General features: G+C 73.5%; 12 protein-coding genes. 8 read left to right on the forward strand and 4 right to left on the reverse strand.

Annotation, left to right across the window (positions count from 1 at the left end):
* Positions 1-14: 14 nt before the first annotated feature.
* The gene (locus tag ACWED2_RS40300; RefSeq protein ID WP_449695784.1) at positions 15-1124 is read right to left on the reverse strand and encodes a substrate-binding domain-containing protein; all 1110 of its coding nucleotides are present in this window, start codon (positions 1122-1124) and stop codon (positions 15-17) included.
* Complete coding sequence (locus ACWED2_RS40305; protein ID WP_449695785.1) at positions 1121-2884, reverse strand: heparinase; 1764 nt, start codon at positions 2882-2884, stop codon at positions 1121-1123. The genes ACWED2_RS40300 and ACWED2_RS40305 overlap by 4 nt, the downstream gene beginning before the upstream one ends.
* Positions 2885-2993: 109 nt before the next feature.
* Between ACWED2_RS40305 and ACWED2_RS40310 the strand changes: the two genes are divergently transcribed.
* From ACWED2_RS40310 to ACWED2_RS40335, 6 genes are all read left to right on the forward strand, one after another.
* Positions 2994-4298 (forward strand): ABC transporter substrate-binding protein, encoded by a 1305-nt coding sequence (locus ACWED2_RS40310; RefSeq protein WP_449695786.1) that lies wholly within the window; start codon positions 2994-2996, stop codon positions 4296-4298.
* Positions 4298-5230, forward strand: coding sequence for a carbohydrate ABC transporter permease (locus ACWED2_RS40315; protein ID WP_449695787.1), 933 nt, complete (start codon positions 4298-4300; stop codon positions 5228-5230). Before ACWED2_RS40310 ends, ACWED2_RS40315 begins: the two co-directional genes overlap by 1 nt.
* Entirely contained in the window at positions 5227-6081 is an 855-nt protein-coding gene (locus tag ACWED2_RS40320) for a carbohydrate ABC transporter permease (RefSeq protein ID WP_449695788.1), read from the forward strand. Before ACWED2_RS40315 ends, ACWED2_RS40320 begins: the two co-directional genes overlap by 4 nt.
* Positions 6078-7091: a hydroxyacid dehydrogenase gene (locus tag ACWED2_RS40325; protein ID WP_449695789.1), complete on the forward strand. Its 1014-nt coding sequence runs from the start codon at positions 6078-6080 to the stop codon at positions 7089-7091. The genes ACWED2_RS40320 and ACWED2_RS40325 overlap by 4 nt, the downstream gene beginning before the upstream one ends.
* Positions 7088-9001, forward strand: coding sequence for a DUF2264 domain-containing protein (locus ACWED2_RS40330; protein ID WP_449695790.1), 1914 nt, complete (start codon positions 7088-7090; stop codon positions 8999-9001). The genes ACWED2_RS40325 and ACWED2_RS40330 overlap by 4 nt, the downstream gene beginning before the upstream one ends.
* Before the next feature lie 161 nt (positions 9002-9162).
* Positions 9163-12906, forward strand: coding sequence for a glycoside hydrolase family 2 TIM barrel-domain containing protein (locus tag ACWED2_RS40335; protein WP_449695791.1), 3744 nt, complete (start codon positions 9163-9165; stop codon positions 12904-12906).
* Here the strand turns inward: ACWED2_RS40335 and ACWED2_RS40340 are convergent.
* On the reverse strand, positions 12869-14056 hold the full coding sequence (locus tag ACWED2_RS40340; protein WP_449695792.1) for an NAD(P)/FAD-dependent oxidoreductase: 1188 nt from the start codon (positions 14054-14056) through the stop codon (positions 12869-12871). The genes ACWED2_RS40335 and ACWED2_RS40340 overlap by 38 nt on opposite strands.
* 82 nt (positions 14057-14138) lie before the next feature.
* Positions 14139-15083: an RNA polymerase sigma factor SigJ gene (gene sigJ, locus ACWED2_RS40345; protein WP_449695793.1), complete on the reverse strand. Its 945-nt coding sequence runs from the start codon at positions 15081-15083 to the stop codon at positions 14139-14141.
* Positions 15084-15121: 38 nt separating this feature from the next.
* Here sigJ and ACWED2_RS40350 point away from each other — a divergent pair, with 38 nt between their 5' ends.
* Positions 15122-16786 carry a glycoside hydrolase family 13 protein gene (locus tag ACWED2_RS40350; RefSeq protein WP_449695794.1) on the forward strand — a complete coding sequence of 555 codons (1665 nt, stop codon included), beginning with the start codon at positions 15122-15124 and terminating at the stop codon, positions 16784-16786.
* A gap of 10 nt (positions 16787-16796) precedes the next feature.
* A partial coding sequence (locus ACWED2_RS40355; RefSeq protein WP_449695795.1) for a WhiB family transcriptional regulator occupies positions 16797-16892 on the forward strand: 96 nt, incomplete at its 3' end.

Below are 16892 nucleotides of genomic sequence, written 5' to 3' on the forward strand. Positions count from 1 at the left end.
GATTCCCGTCGGCTTCAGGCGCGCGCGGATTCCGCCGCGCTCCCGCACGATTCGCGGACCACGAGCGTCGGCCAGAGCTGGAGGCGGTGCACGGGCCGCTCGGTCGTGTCGGCGAGGCGGGCCAGCGCGAGTTCGGCCGCCACCGCGCCGAGCCGGTGCTTCTGCGGGCAGACCGCGGTCAGCGGCGGGTCGGACGCCGCCGCGACCTCGTCGTCGTAGGAGACCACCGCCAGCTCGCCGGGCACCGCGATGCCGCCGTCGCGGGCGCGTTCGATCAGGCCGATGGCCTCGCGGTCGGCGTGCACCACCAGGGCCCGGACGCCGGCCCGGCGGCAGCGCTCCAGCAGGGCGTCGTACTCCGCCGCCCAGCCCGGGGAGCCGTACACCGGGACGTCGAGATCCGGTGACGTGGCCGCGTCCAGGCCGAGGGAGCCGATCGTCTCCCGCCAGCCGGTGCGCAGCGCCCGGCTGGTCGGGCTGGTCCGGGACGTCACCAGCCCGACCCCGCGGTGGCCGAGGGAAACCAGGTGCCGCACGCCCAGCCCCGCGCCGAGCGCGTGGGCCGTCGTGGCCGCGTCCAGGGCGAGGGTGGGCAGCTCCGGCGGCGGGAGGCGCTCGACGAGCACCACCGGGACGCTCAGCGACCCCAGCCAGCGCAGCAGGTCCAGCGCGCCGCGCCCGCTGGTGGCCGGGGCGACCAGCACCGTCTGCACGCCGCGTTCGAGGAGCTTGGTGACCTGGCGACGGTCCTCGGCCGCGTCGTAGCTGGACGCGCGCAGCACGAGCCGCCCGCCGGCGGCGGCCACCGTGGCCTGGGCACCCTGGACCACCGTCGGCCAGTAGTACTCGACCGACGGCACGACCATGCCGACCAGCGCGCCGTGCGTGGCCGGGCCGAACGCCGAAGCGGCGCGCCCGGGCTCGGGGTGGCCGCCGCGGCCCCGGGTCAGCGTGACACCGCCGTGCACCCGCGTCAGCAGGCCACGGTCGGCCAGCTCGGTGACGTCCCGCCGCACGGTGACCGCGGTGACGCCCAGCCGCGCCACCAGCTCGGTGAGCCGGACCGCGCCGTGCTCGCGCACCAGCGAAAGGATCAGCTGGTGCCGTTCGGAGGCGAGCATCATCGGACCTGCTCCAGCCGGACCCGCGCCGGGCCCTCGCGCACCAGCAGGGTGAGCCGGGTGAGGTGGTCGCCCCAGGAGGCGCGCAGCAGCGGGTCGTCCAGCGGCCGCCGTTCGAGTTCCGGGGTGGTGTGCCGGGCGTCCCAGCTCAGCCGCACCCGGACGCCGTCGCGCGCCACGACCGCTTCGCCGTCCCCCAGCTCGACCTCGCCCGCCAGGACGTGCCGGAGCCGGACCGGCCGGACGGAGTCGTCGTCGGCCACCACGACGTGGGCGTGCGGGACGCGAACCAGCCGCACGGACCGGATCCAGCGCGCCACCCCCGGGTAGGCCCCGGCGAGGTCCGCGGTGAGCGAGGCGGCCTCCGCCGTCAGGTTCACCCGGACGTGCCGGGCGCCGGCCGCTTCGCCCGGCTGCTGCGTCACCCCCGGCTCGGGGACGTTGTGCCATTCGCTGCGCAGCGGCCAGGCCCGGTAGCGGTCCGGCCCGAAGCTGGCCGCGGTGTAGGTCGGCTGGCCGACGTCGGCCACCACGGGCACCCCGTCGGCCGCCACCCAGTAGGAGCCCACGTCGAGGTGGTTGTGGCGTTCCCCGTTGTGCCCGGCCTTCACCGCCACGGTCAGCCCGCGGCAGGTCCCCGCCCGCTCCCGGGCCACCAGCACCTGCACCCGCGGCAGCCATTCCTCGCGGGCCGGCCGGCTCGCTTCGGGTTCCGCCGCCATCGCCTTCCGCCAGTCCGGGTCCGCCAAGCCGGAAAGCGCGCGGCCGAGCCCGGCCGACGGCCACACGAGCCGCCCGCCCGCGCGCGCCCGGCTCACCGCGTGCGCCCGTACGTCGGCGTCGCCGAGCCGCACGCCCCACCGGTGGAGGACGTGCCACGGCTGGGCCGGGGACAGGCGGGCCGGGGCGTCTCCGGCGTTGACGTAGGCGTCGCCGCCCAGGTGCATCCGGTGCGGGAAGCGGATCAGCTCGGGCAGCACCGGAAGCTCCCCCGGGTCGGCCAGCAGGTCCAGGCACTCCAGCAGGCGGCAGGCGCCGTGCCACCAGTAGGCGACGCCCTCGTCGATGCCGCCGTCGTCCGGCAGGACGGCGACGTAGTGCCCGAGCCCCTCGACGACCAGCCGCACCAGCCGCCGGCGCCGCTCGTCGTCGGCCACGAGCAGGAGCGCGGCCGTGAGGACGCCGGAGTGGATCCACGGGTTCCAGTTGTGCGCGTCGCCGTCGAGGCCGAGCCAGTGCCAGTCGCGGACGCGCTCGAACGGCGTCAGGACGCGGACGTCGACCTCGCGCCGCAAACGTCTGCGCAGTCCCGGCGCCCGGAGGTCGAGGTGCGGGCCCAGGACGTGATCAGCCCAGGCGAACAGCGACGCGACCTCGGCCGCGCCCAGGTCGAGGAACGGGTCGTCGGGGTCGGCCAGCACCTCGCCGCGCCCGGCCGCGTGCCGGTCGTGGGGTGCCCAGCACCACGTGGTCGCCTCGGCGAGCGCGACCAGCCCGTCGATCGCGCCGTCCAGGAACGGCACCGGGCCCGGCGGGACCTCGCCGGTGAGCACCGCGCCGAGCACCAGCAGCGTGACGCGGTCACGCAGCTCGCGGGCGGCGTCTTCGTACTCCGTGCGCACGCCGTCGCGGAACGTCCTGGCCCACGCCGTCGCCGTCAGGACCGGCGCCGGACGGGCGAGCACGGCCTCGGCTTCGGCGAGGATCGCGGCGCCGTCCACGGCGTCCCAGAGCGTCCGGTCGCGCACGTCGGGGAGCCGCATCATTGCCGCCTTTTCGGTTCCGATCGTTTGTGATCGCTTTTGTCCCGAATTGTTGACTCGAACTATGGCACACCCGGACAGTGACAGCCATCACTTCGACGGAGGAGCAATGAAGCTTCAGGGGTTCGACCGCCGGACGTTCCTTTCGGCCACGGCCGGGCTCGCGGCCGGCGGGCTGCTCGGCGGCTGCGCGTCGACGACGACCGCGTCCGGCGCCACCCGCGTGACCATCTGGTCGTGGCTCACCGGCATGGACAAGTACGTCGCCGCGTTCAACGCCGCCCACCCGGACATCGTGGTGGAGCTCAACGTGATCGCGTCCGGCCTCAAAGGCGGTTACGCCCAGCAGACCAACGCGCTGCGCGCCCACAACGCCCCGGACATCCTGCACGCGGAGTACCAGGGCCTGCCGCAGCTGCTCACCACCGGCGGGCTGCGCGACCTCACCGACGACCTGGCCGACCTCGAGCGCGGCTACTCCCCCGCGGCCTGGCAGGGCGTGCGGCCCGGCGGGCGCACCTGGGCGGTGCCGATGGACCTCGCCCCGATGGTGCTCTACTACCGCAAGGACCTGTTCGACCGGCACGGGATCGCGGTCCCGCGCACGTGGGCCGAGTTCCGCACCGCCGCCCAAGCCGTCAAGACGGCCGACCCGGCCGCGCGCGTGACGACGTTCCCGCTCAACGACGGCTCGTTCTTCGCCGGGATGTGCTGGCAGGCGGGCGATCCGTGGTGGCGGGTCGACGGCGGCTCGTGGCGGGTGGCCATCGACGGCGAAGGCACCCTGCGCACGGCGGACCACTGGCAGGGCATGATCCGCGACGGCCTGGTCGCCACCGCCCCGACCGGCGACCAGGACTGGATCGGCGCGATGCACACCGGACGGCTGTGGGGCCTGCTCGGCGCGTCCTGGAGCGTCGGCACCCTCGGCAAGTCCATCCCGCAGGACAAGGGCCGGTGGGCGATCACCACGATGCCGACCTGGGACGGTGTCCCGGCCAACGGCGTCCAGGGCGGCAGCGCGTTCGCCGTCTCCGCCGAAAGCAAGGTGCCCGAAGCCGCGGTGAAGTTCCTGCGCTGGCTCAGCACCGACCCGGCCGTCGCGAAGATCGGCACCACGTTCACCACCCCCTTCCCCGGCTACCTGCCGAGCCGGGACGTCGCCAGGAAGGCGTACAAGGGCGGGTACTTCCTCGGCGAGCCGGTGTACGACGTGCTCGACGAAGCCGCCCGGCGCGTCCCGGACTGGACGTGGGGACCCAACGCGCTGCGGACGTTCTCGACCGTCGTCGACCGGATGGGCGGGGTGAAGACGGGCGGCACCACCCTGGCCACCGCCGTCCGGCAGACACAGGCCGGCGCCGTCGCCGAGCTGCGCGAGCGGGGATTGACCGTGCTGGAAGGGAAAGCCTGATGACCGTCCTCACTCCCGAACGCGCCGCGAGCGCGCCGGCACACCCTCGCACCGGTGCGGTGACGCAAGGCCGCCGTGTCCGCGGCCGGGCCGGGCTCGTGCTGGCCGCCCCGTTCGCGGTCCTGCTGACCGCCACCGTGCTCGTCCCGATCGGGTACGCGCTCTACCTGAGCCTGTTCACCGATCGCCTGTCCGGCCTGGGTTTCTCCGGCCCGACGCAGGCGTTCGTCGCGCTCGGCAACTACGTCGACGTGCTCACCGACAGCGCGTTCCACGCCAGCCTCGGCAACGTGGCGCTGTTCGTGGTGGTGCACATCCCGATCATGCTCGGCCTGGCGCTGCTGCTGGCGCTGCTGATCGACTCCGCCGTGGTGCGGCTCAAGCGGGTGTGGTCACTGGCGGTCTTCCTGCCCTACGCGGTGCCGACCGTGATCACCGGGCTCATCTGGGCCTACCTCTACAGCCCCAATTCCGGGCTGACCGCCGTCCTGCCGTTCGACCCGCTGGGCAAGACCGGCATCCTGCCCTCGATCGTCAACATCGCGACCTGGCAGTGGGTCGGCTACAACATGATCATCTTCTACACCGCACTGCAGGCCGTCCCGCGTGACGTCCTCGAAGCCGCGCGGGCCGACGGCGCCGGGGGCTTCCGGACGGCGTGGTCGGTCAAGGTCCCGATGATCCGGCCGACCGTGTTCGTCGCCCTCGTGTTCACCGTGATCGGGTCCCTGCAGCTGTTCACCGAACCCCTGGTGCTGCGCGGGTTCACCGGCTCGGTGACGAGCACCTGGTCCCCCAGTCTCTACGTGTACGAGGCCGCGTTCATCGCCAACGACTACGGCCGCGCGGCCGCCGCGTCCGTGTTGCTGGCCCTGGTTTCCGCCCTGCTCTCGGCGCTCGTCATGCGCCTGTCCAACCGGAGGTCCCGGTGACCCTTTCCCCCGCCGCTTCGCGGTGGACGTCACGCACGGTCGTACACGTCCTGTTGGTATTGGCCTCGCTGTACGCGGTCCTGCCGCTGGTCTGGCTGGTCACCTCGGCCACCAAGTCCGTCGGCGACTTCTCCACGACCGGCGCGTTCGAGTTCGGGCAGTTCGACCTGGGCGCCAACCTCAGCGCGTTGTTCACGCAGGAGAACGGCGTCTTCCTCGCCTGGATCCGCAACTCGCTGCTCTACGCCGGCCTCGGCGCGGTGCTCGGCTCGTTCATCTGCGCGGCGTGCGGGTACGCGATCGCGAAGCTGGACTTCCCGGGCCGCCGCGCGCTGTTCGCCGTGACGCTGGCCGGGGTGCTCGTGCCGACCACAGCGCTGGCCCTGCCGCTGTACCTGCTGGCGTCACAGCTGGAGGTGGTCGGCACGTTCTGGGCGGTGTTCATCCCGTTGCTCACCAACCCCTTCGGCGTCTACCTCGCCCGCGTCTACGCCGAGGCCGCGGTGCCCGGCGAGGTCCTCGAAGCCGCGCGGACCGACGGAGCGGGCGAGCTGCGGACGTTCTTCACCATCGGGCTGCCGATGATGCGGCCGGGTCTGGTGACCATCTTCCTGTTCCAGTTCGTCGGGATCTGGAACAACTTCTTCCTGCCGCTGGTGATGCTGACCGACCCGAAGCTGTTCCCGATGAGCCTCGGCCTCTACCAGTGGAGCACGCGCGTGACGCAGTTCCCGCAGTACAACCCGCTCGTCATCACCGGTTCCCTGCTGGCCGTGCTGCCGCTGGTGGTCGCGTTCGTGCTGCTGCACCGGCAATGGCGGTCCGGGCTGGCAGCGGGCAGCGTCAAGTGACGCGCCGCCCGGAGACCTTGCTGGTGATGGGGCGGGACACGGCCGCGCTGCAGTTCGGCGACGCGGAACTGGCCCGGCTGCGCGCCACGGCCCGGCTGGGCGAGCCGCTGTGCACCGACGAGCTCGCCTCGGCGCCGGTCCGCGCGCGGCTGGCCGAGGTGGAGGTGCTGATCACGTCGTGGGGCTGTCCCCCGCTCGACGACGCGGTGCTGCGGGCGGCTCCGCACCTGCGGGCGGTGCTGCACGCGGCCGGGAGCGTCCGCGACCACGTCGGCGCGGCGGTGTTCGACCGCGGCCTGCTGGTCACCACCGCCGCCGACGCCAACGCCGAGCCGGTCGCCCAGTACACCCTGGGCGCGATCCTGTGGGCGTTCAAGAAGGTGCCGTTCCTGGCCGCCGACGCGCGGAAGTTCCGGGAGGACTGGGGTTACCGCGGCCGGCGGGGCGAGCTGTCCGGCCGCGACCGGACGGTGGTGCTGGTCGGGTTCTCCCGCGTCGGCCGCCGGGTCGCCGCGCTGCTGCGGCTGCTGGAGCTGGCCCGGGTGCTCGTCGTCGACCCGGTGGCCGACGCGGGCGAGATCCGGGCGGCCGGGGCCGAGCCCGCTTCCCTGGCCGACGCCCTCCCGCAGGCGGACGTGCTGAGCCTGCACGCGCCGTCGCTGCCGTCGACGCGGCACATGATCGGCGCCGCCGAGCTGGCCGCCCTGCCGCCCGGCGCGGTGCTGGTCAACACCGCGCGGGGTGCGCTCGTCGACACCGCGGCGCTCGAACACGCCTGCTCCGCGGACGGCCTGCACGCCGTCCTCGACGTCACCGAGCCGGAGCCGCTGCCGGCCGGCTCGCCGCTCTACGACCTGCCCAACGTGGTGCTGACGCCGCACGTGGCGGGTTCGCTGGGCGCGGAGACCCGCCGGATGAGCGCCGAGGCGCTCGGCGAGCTGGAGCGCTACGCGGCGGGCCTGCCACCCCGGGCGCCGGTGACCCGGCATTCCCTGGCCGTGCAGGCATGACCGCCGTCGAAGACCGGCGGCTTTCGCCGTACACCGGCTGGACCCGCGAGCACTACGCGGCGCTGGCCGACCGGCTGCTCGCGGCGGCCGGGGAACACCGCTCACCGGCCGGCGCCCGGATCGACCTGCCCGGGCCGGCCAGCCGCAACGGCCGGGTTTCCGATGGGCTGGAGGGGTTCGCCCGCACGTTCCTGCTCGCCGGGTTCCGCGTCGCCGGGGAGGGCGGCGCGGACCCCGGCGGGTACCTCGAGCACTACGCGCGCGGGCTGGCCGCCGGCACCGACCCGGCGTCGCCCGAGGCCTGGCCGCGCCCCGGCGAACTCGGTCAGGCCAAAGTGGAGGCCGCGTCGATCGCCCTGGTGCTGCAGCTGACCCGGCCCTGGCTGTGGGACCGCCTGGACGACGGCGTCCGCGAGCGGGTCGTCGCCTGGCTCGCGACGGTGATCGGGCAGCCCTACCCGCCGATCAACTGGGTGTGGTTCCGGATCGTGGTGGAATCGTTCCTGCGCGAGGCGGGCGGCCCGTGGTCGGCGGCGGACATCGAGGAGGACCTCGCCGTGCACGCGTCGCTGCGGCGGCCGGGCGGCTGGCTCAGCGACGGGGACGAGCGCGCCTACGACCACTACACGGGCTGGGCGCTGCACCTGTACCCGTTGCTGTGGACGCACTTGTTCGACGTCACCGGCACGCTGTGCCCCGGCTCGCTGCGGCTGCGGTGGGCGGCGGACCTGCGGGCCTACCTCGACGACGCCGTCCGGCTCGTGGGCGGCGACGGATCCCCGCTGTTGCAGGGCCGAAGCCTGGTCTACCGGTTCGCGGCCGCGGCGCCGTTCTGGGTGGGCGCGCTGACCGGGACGTCCGGGCTCTCGCCGGGACTGACCCGGCGGGTGGCCGGCGGGATGGTGCGGCACTTCGGCGCCGCCGACGGGCTGCTCAGCCTGGGGTGGCACCACGCCTGGCCCGCGATGCGCCAGGCGTACTCCGGGCCCGGTTCGCCGTACTGGGCGGCCAAAGGCCTGCTGGGGCTGGCCCTGCCCGCGCACCATCCCGTGTGGACGGACGTCGAGGAGCCGCTGCCGATCGAGACGGGCGACGTCGCCCGCGTCGTCCCCGCGCCCGGCTGGCTGGTTTCGGGACGGCGTCGGGACGGCATCGCGCTGGTGGTCAACCACGGCACGGACCACGCCCGCCCCGGCGACCCGCGGTCCGACGCGCCGCTCTACGCCCGGCTCGGGTACTCGACGGCCACGGTGCCGCCGCTCGGTTCGTGGCCCGACAACGCGGTGTACGTCCTGGACGCGGACGGCCGGGCGAGCCACCGGGCGGGGTTCTCGACGTGCTACGCGATCGAGCTGCCGGGCGGGATCATGGCGGCCGCGTCCCAGGGGCGGGTCCGGTGGGTGGACACGTCCGGCGACGACTCCCCCGACCACGGCTCGGGACGGAGCGGGCCGGTGGTGCCGGGACCGGTGCTGACGGTCGTGTCGGTGGTGCGGCGGGGTGTGGAGGTGCGGCTCGCGCGGCTCGACGACGTCGGCGGTCCGGTCCGGTCGCTGCGGCTGAGCGGCTGGCCGGTGTCGGGCGGAACCCGGCCGGAAACCGGCGCGGCCTCGGCACGCACCCCGGACCTCCGGTCGGAAGTGCGCCCGCTGCGCGGCTTCACCACGGCGGACGTGACCCTCGAGTCCGGTGTTTCCCCGTTGGGCGAGTGGACCGCGATCCCGTTCGTGGCCACCGAGGGGCCGCCGGAGCCGGGCGCGGTGTACGCCGCGGTGGTGGTCCTGGACCGCGGCGGCCCGGACGACCCCGACCCGTTCTTGGCGCCCATCGCGGACGGCGTCACGCTGACCTGGCCCGACGGCGTCACCGCCCGGATCACCCTGCCCGCTTCCGCCGGGCATCACGCGTGACTGCGAGGGCATCGCGGCGATGCCCGCCCGATCACGCTTGATGCCCCTCGGGTCACGCGTGATGCCCCGCCGGATGCCTTGTTCCGCACCGAATGTCCTATTGACCTCCCCCGGCGCTTCCTGTTCCATCTTGTTGGGTTCTGTCGGGATCTTGTCGGAACATGGAGGTTCCTCCCGTGCGGCTGCGCGCTCTGGGTGTGGTCCTGTTGGCTCTCGCGGGGACCCTGGTGCCCGCCGGGCAGGCCAACGCGGCCGTCGACGACGTCTACTCCTACCTCGAAGACCCGCGGAAGGTCGGCGAAGGCCAGGAGCCGCCGCACGCGTTCCTCGCGCCGCACGCCGATGCCGAGTCCGCCGTCCGGGGGCGGGAACAGACGCCGTTCACCAAGACGCTCGACGGGACGTGGCGGATCGCCATGGCGGACAACCCCGCCCAGGTGCCCGCCGGTTTCCACGCCGCCGGGTACGACACCTCGGGCTGGCGGGAGGTCTCCGTGCCGCACACCTGGCAGACCGACGGCCTCGACCACCCCGTCTTCCGCAACATCGCCACCGAGATCCAGCCCGATGCCCCGCCCCGGGTGCCCCGGGACGTCAACCCGACCGCGGCCTACACCCGCGACTTCGACCTGCCCGCCGGCTGGGCCGAGCGCCGGACCAGCCTGCGCTTCGACGGCGTCACCTCGGCGTACTTCGTCTGGGTCAACGGCCAGTACATCGGCTACGACCAGGGCGGCTACACCCCCGCGGAGTTCGACATCTCCGCCGCGCTGAAGCCCGGCCCCAACCGGCTCGCCGTGCAGGTGCACCGCTGGAGCGCCGGCGCCTACCTCGAGGACTACGACCAGTGGCGCTACGCGGGCATCTTCCGCTCCGTGACGCTGACGTCCACGCCCGCCACCCACATCCGGGACGTGACGCTGCGGACCGACCTCGACCCCGCCTACACCGACGCGGTCCTGAGCGCGGCCGTCGAGGTCGCGCGCAAACCGGGCGGCACCACCGGGAAGCACACCGTCGGGCTCAGCCTGCGCGACAAAGCGGGCAAGGAAGTCGCCGCCACTTCGCGGGACGTCGAAGTCGGCGACGCCGGCGCCGCGGTCACCCTGACCCTGCCCGTGCGGAACCCCGCCAAGTGGACCGACGAGACGCCGAACCTGTACACGACCGTGCTGACCCTGACCGGCCCGGACGGCCGGACCACGCACATCACCCGCGAAACCACCGGCTTCCGCGAAATCGAAATCCGCGACAGGCAACTGCTGGTGAACGGCAAGCGCGTGCTCTTCAAGGGCGTCAACCGCGCCGAGACCGACCCCGACCACGGCCGGCACGTGCCGCGGCGGGCGCAGGAGCGCGACGTCGCGCTGATGGAACAGCTCAACGTCAACGCCGTCCGCACGTCGCACTACCCGTCGGACCCGTACTTCTACCGGCTCGCCGACGAACACGGCCTCTGGATCGACGACGAGGTCGACATCGAGACGCACAACCACGAGAACTGCGCGAACTGGTGCCAGGCGAACCAGCCCGAGTGGCGGGACGCGTTCCTGGACCGGCTGATCGGCATGGTGGAACGCGACAAGAACCACCCCAGCGTCTTCCTCTGGGACACCGGCAACGAAGCCGGCCTGGGCGCCCACCACTACGCGATGGCCGACTGGCTGCGGGCCAACGACCCCACGCGCCCGATCTACCACCAGTCCAACAGTCCCGACGGCGACGCCCCGTACGCCGACGTGTGGGGCCCGCGCTACCCCTCGCCGGAGAGGTTCGCCGAGCAGGCGAAGAGCACGACGAAACCGCTGATCTTCGGCGAATACGCGCACGCGATGGGCAACAGCCTCGGCAACTTCCGCGAGTTCTGGGACATCATCCGGGCCCACCCGCAGACCCAGGGCGGCTTCATCTGGGACTGGGCCGAGCAGAACATCCGGCAGCCGCTGCGCGAGGTCCCGGACGTGTCGGGCAACGGCATCGCCACCCACCTCTCCGGGACGTCGAAGCTCGTCGGCGGCCACCGCGGCAAAGCCCTCGAACTGTCCGGTCTGGACGATTTCGCCGAGGTCTACCGCGACCGGCGGCTGGACCTCACCGGTACCGCCCTGACCCTGGACGCCTGGGTGAAACCGGGCAAGTGGACCGGCCAGTTCCCGATCATCGCCAAGGGCGACCACCAGTACACGCTGAAGATGAAGAACGAAACGACGCTGGAGTTCTTCATCCACAGCGGCACGTGGATCGCGGTGCAGGCGCCGGTCCCGGCCGATTTCTACGGCAACTGGCACCGGGTCAGCGGCACCTATGACGGCGCCACGCTGCGCCTGTACCTCGACGGCCGGGAGATCGGGCAGAAGGCCTTCAGCGGCCCGATCGACTCCTCCTCGGCCGAGGTGAACATCGGCCGCGACTTCGAGACGTCGTGGACCGATCCCTCGAACATCGGCTGGCTGGGCCGCGGTCTGGTGGACGACGTCCGGATTCACGACCGCGCGCTCGGCGCGGCGGAGCTCTCCGGGCCGGAGCCCGTGCCGGGCGCGCTGCTGGCCCTCGACTTCGACACCGTGACCGAGCGCGGGACGTACCTGTCCTACGGCTCCAGCCTGTCCGGTGTGGACGGACTGATCGGCTCGGACCGCAAGCCGCAGCCGGAAACCACGCAGCTGGCGTGGGCGCACCAGCCACTGCGGTTCGCCTACGCCGACGGGGTGCTGTCGGTGACCAACGAACGCCAGTTCACCGGCACCGGCGACGTCGACCTCAGGTGGCGCGTCACCGAAGGCTCGAAGACGGTCGAGAGCGGCGAGCAGCCCCTCCGCGTCGCAGCGGCCACCACCGGCCGGATCCCCCTGCCGGTCCAGGGTGCCGATCGCGAGCGCTTCCTCACGGTGGAGGCGGTCGTCAAGAAGCCGCAGCCGATGCTGCCCCCGGGACACGTCCTGGCGCACGACCAGTTCTCGCTCGGCGGCACCCGGGTGCCCGGCCTCGACCGGGCGCCGTTCGACTGGGGCCGGGTGACGGCGCGGGAGACCGCGGACGACGTCACCGCCCAGGCCGGGCCGGTCGCCTACCGGGTGGACAAGCGCACCGGGGCGCTGGCGTCGATGCAGGCGTGGGGCAAGGAGCTGCTCGCGAGCGGGCCGAAGCTCGACGCGTGGCGCGCCCCGATCAGCAACGAGACGTTCGCCTGGGGCCGGGCCGAGGGCGAGGACTGGCGCAAGCTGGGTCTCGACCGCCTGCGGACCACGGTCACCGGGGTCCGGGTGGACCGCGCCGGCGGCAGCGTCAGCGTGGTGGTCGACAGCCGGGTGGCCGCGCCGGACGTGGCGGGCGCGTGGTTCGACCAGACGATGACGTACACCGTGGACTCCGCCGGCGTGCTGCGCCTGGGCCACAAGGTGACGCCGCAGGGCACGATGAACTACCTGCCGCGGATCGGGGTGTCGCTGGGCGTCCCGGACAGCTTCCGGCAGTTCTCCTGGTACGGCCGGACCGCGGAGAGCTACGCCGACCGCAAGGACGGCACGCCGATCGCGGTCAACCGGTCCACTGTGGACGAGCAGTACGTGGAGTACCACCGCCCGCAGGACCACGGCAACCACACCGACACGCGCTGGGCCCTGCTGACCGACGGCCGGCAGTCCGGGCTGCTGGTCGGCGGGGCGCAGGACGTCAGCGTCACGCCGTACGACGACCTGGACCGCGCGGCCTACCCGTTCCAGCTGCGGCGGAACCCGGGCTGGTTCACGCTGCACGCCGGGCACGCCGCCACCGGCGTCGGCGACACGCCGAACCCGGTGCGGGAGAAGAGCCAGGTGGCGGCGGACCGGACGTACGAGTACACGCTGTCGCTGCGCCCGCTGAGCTTCACCGAGGCGCTGACCGGTCTGCCCGCGGGCGGCTGACCTCGCCCGGTGCGCCGGCGGCGACGGTGTGCCGGCGGCGGGCCGGGACGAGCATCGTCGGGTGCGCGACGCTCCACGCCGCGGACCGGCAGATCAGTTCCTTGATCCGGGCGGCCGTCCTGCCGGTCACCGCGGCGGGCTTGGCCAGGTCGTCCGGGGTCACCGGCTGGATGACGGCGTCGCGGCGGCCGAGGCTCACGCACTGGACCGAGTAGCCGATCTTGTTCTCCGGCACCGGGCGCCCGGTCAGGCGGGCGGCGATGGCGTCGGCCGCCAGCTGCGCCGTCGGGATCCCCGAAGCGCAGGACATCCGCAGCGGTGTGCCGTGCCCGCCCCGGGCGTACGCGGCGTCGCCGACGGCGTAGACGTCCGGGTGCGAGACCGACCGCATCGTGTCGTCGACGACGATCTGCCCCGTCTCGGCGACCTCCAGCGTCGTCGCCGCGGCGATGGGGTGCACGGCGAACCCGGCTGTCCAGACGGTGACCCGGGCCGGGATCGTGCGGCCGTCGGTGGTGCTCGCGGCGGCCGGCTCGACACTCGTGACGGCCGTGTTCTCGTGCACGGTGACACCGAGCCGGTCGAACGCCTGCCGCAGGTGGTCGCGGCCCTTCTCGCTCAGCCAGTCACCGAGGCCGCCACGGACGGCGAGGGCGACGTCGAGGTCCGGCCGGGCTTCCGCGATCTCCGCGGTGGTTTCGATGCCGGTCAGGCCACCGCCGACGACGAGCACCGTCGCGCCCGCGTCGAGCTCGGCCAGCCGGGCGCGCAGCCGCAGCGCGGACTCCTTGCCCGCGACGCTGTGGGCGTGCTCGGGAACGGCGGCGGCGGTGCTGCCGAGGGCGTAGACGAGCGTGTCGTAACCGAGTTCTTCGCCGTCGGCGAGGGCGACGGTCCGGCGTTCGGCGTCGACCGCGGTGACCCGTGCGATCCGCAGCTGGACGCCGGTGCCCGCGAAGACGCCGGCGAGCGGGCGCGGCTTCAGGTCCTGCCCGGTCGCCAGCTGGTGCATGCGGACGCGCTCGACGAACTCGGCGTCGGCGTTGACCAGGGTGATCTCGGTGTCGGCGGGGTGCAGCCGCTTGGCGAGCCGCCCGGCGGCGTTGGCTCCGGCGTATCCGGCCCCGAGGACGACGATGCGGTGCTTCATGGTTTTGCTCCTGTCCGGTCGGTGTGTGCTCCCTGAACCGGGCAGCGGCGCGAAACCTGACAGGAGTTCGCTGTGACCTGGGTCACCAGGTGCCGGCGAGCGGCTCCCCGTGCTCGGAGGTCGCCCACGCGCGGGTCGCGCGGGCGAGCTTGGCGGGGTTGGCCTGGGCGTGGACGGCCGCTATGCCGTCCTCCGTCACGTCCAGCGCGAAGACGCCGACGACCCGGTCGCCGACCACCATGACCAGCGCGGGCACGCCGTTGGCGACCGCGGCGTACAGGTCGGGGCGGCCGCCGACCATCTCCCACTTGGCCTCGCTCGGCGTGAACAGCGTGCGCAGGAACCGCGCCACCCGCAGGGCGCCGGTGATCGGCCGCGGCACCGAGAAGACCGCGCCGCCGCCGTCGCCGATGCTGATCGCGTCGTCGGCCAGCAGCTTGACGAGCGAGTCGGTCCGGCCGCTGAGCGCCGCGGCCAGGAACTCCTCGACGATCTTGCGCGCCGCGGCCGCGTCGACCTCGACCCGGCGGCGGTCGGCGGCCAGGTGCTGCTTGGCCCGCCGGTGGATCTGCTGGCAGTTGGCCTCGGTGAGGTCGAGCACCTCGGCGATCTCGCCATGCGCGTACCCGAACGCCTCGCGCAGCACGTACACGACCCGTTCCTTGGCCGAAAGCCGCTCCATCAGCGCGAGCATCGCGATCGAGACCGATTCCCGCTGCACGGCCGTGTCGGACGGGCCGAGCATCCGGTCCCCGGCGAAGACCGGTTCCGGGAGCCACTGGCCGACGTAGGTCTCCCGCCGGGCCCGCGCCGAGGTGAGCCGGTTGAGGCAGAGGTTGGTGAGCACCTTCGTCAGCCACGCCTCGGGTGTCTCGATGCGCTCGCGCTCGGCGGACTGCCAGCGCAGGAAGGTGTCCTGCACGGCGTCCTCGGCGTCGGCGGCCGACCCGAGCAGGCGGTAGGCGATGGCCTCCAGCCTCGCCCTGTTGCTTTCGAACACCTCGACCTCGCGCACCCCGACCGGCATGGCGCAAGTCAACCACCGGCGCGTGCGAAGATCGCGGGGTGCCGCCGACTTCTTCCCGCCCGCGCTCGTTCTGGGACGACGCCGTGGTGTACCAGCTCTACGTGCGTTCGTTCGCCGACAGCGACGGCGACGGCGTCGGCGACCTCGGCGGGGTGATCCGGCGGCTCGGGCACATCGCCGCGCTCGGCGCCGACGCGATCTGGCTCAACCCGTGCTACCCCTCGCCGCAGGCGGACCACGGTTACGACATCGCCGACTACCGCGGGATCAACCCGGAGTACGGCACCCTCGAGACGTTCGACAGCCTGGTCGCCGAGGCGCACGCCCGCGGGCTGCGGGTCCTCATGGACCTCGTCCCGAACCACTGCTCGGACCGGCACCCGTGGTTCACCGCGGCGCTCGCCGCCGGCCCCGGCTCCCCCGAGCGCGCCCGGTTCCTCTTCCGCGACGGCCGGGGCGACGAGCCGCCCAACAACTGGCAGTCCGTCTTCGGCGGCCCCGCCTGGACCCGAGTGACCGAGCCCGACGGCACGCCCGGGCAGTGGTACCTGCACCTGTTCGCCCCCGAGCAGCCGGACTTCGACTGGCGCCACGCGGACGTCGTCGCCGAGTTCGACGGCATCCTGCGGTTCTGGTTCGACCGGGGTGTGGACGGCTTCCGCATCGACGTGTGCCACGGGCTGATCAAGGACGCGGCCCTGCGCGACTGGGACGGCGGCGGCTACAACGCCCACAGCTGGAACCAGCCGGAGGTCCACGAAATCTTCCGCCGCTGGCGCGCGCTCGCCGCGGGCTACGGCCCGGACCGCGACCTGCTGCTGGTCGGCGAGGTGTGGGTCCCGGACCCGGCCGACCTCGATCAGTACCTGCGCCCGGACGAGCTGCACCAGGCGTTCTCGTTCGACCTGCTCGTCCAGCCGTGGGCGGCGCGGGCGCTGCGCGGCGCGATCGAACGCGCCGCGGCCCGGACCGCCGCGCACGGCGCGCCGGCGGCGTGGACGCTGGCCAACCACGACGTGCACCGGACGGTCACCCGCTACGGCATCGTCCGCCCCGAGCCGGCGCCGGAGAGCAACGACGCGTTCGCGGCGCTGATGCGGCCCCGCGGCGAGGTCGACGCGGAGCTGGGCGAGCGCCGCGCCCGGGCGGCGCTGCTCCTGCTGCTGGCCCTGCCCGGTTCGGTCTTCCTGTACCAGGGCGAGGAGCTCGGCCTGCCCGAGGTCCAGGACCTGCCCGACGAGGCCCGCCAGGACCCGGTGTTCCACCGGACGGGCGGCCTCGAGAAGGGCCGCGACGGCTGCCGGGTCCCGCTGCCGTGGTCCGCCGGGGCGCCCGCCTTCGGCTTCAGCACCGGGATTCCGTGGCTACCCCAGCCGGACTGGTTCGCCCGCTACGCCGCGGACGTCCAGGAAAAAGACGACACCTCGATGTTGCACTTCTCCCGCCGTGCCGTCCGGGCGCGGCGGCACCTCGGGCTTGGCGGACCGGGCCCGGTGGAGTGGCTTGACACGGGCGACGACGCGGTTCTGGCGTTCCGGCGTGGGAAGCTGGTGTGCGCGGTCAACACCGGGAGCACGCCGTTCCCGGCACCGGACGGGTGGGGTGCGGCCATACTCGGCAGTGGCGAGCCCGGCGGTGTGGCGGGCGATTCGGCGGCCTGGTTCCTGCCGCGACCGGACCACCGGCGAGGTCGTGAGTGGTAATTCGGGTTAGATGTTCTTCCCGATCTCCGAGGTCGGCCCCGGCGCCCGGCAGACGGCGCAGGCGAAGGCCGTGTGCGCGCGCTGCCCCGTGCGCGCCGAATGCCTC

This window comes from Amycolatopsis sp. NPDC005003, from assembly GCF_053600695.1.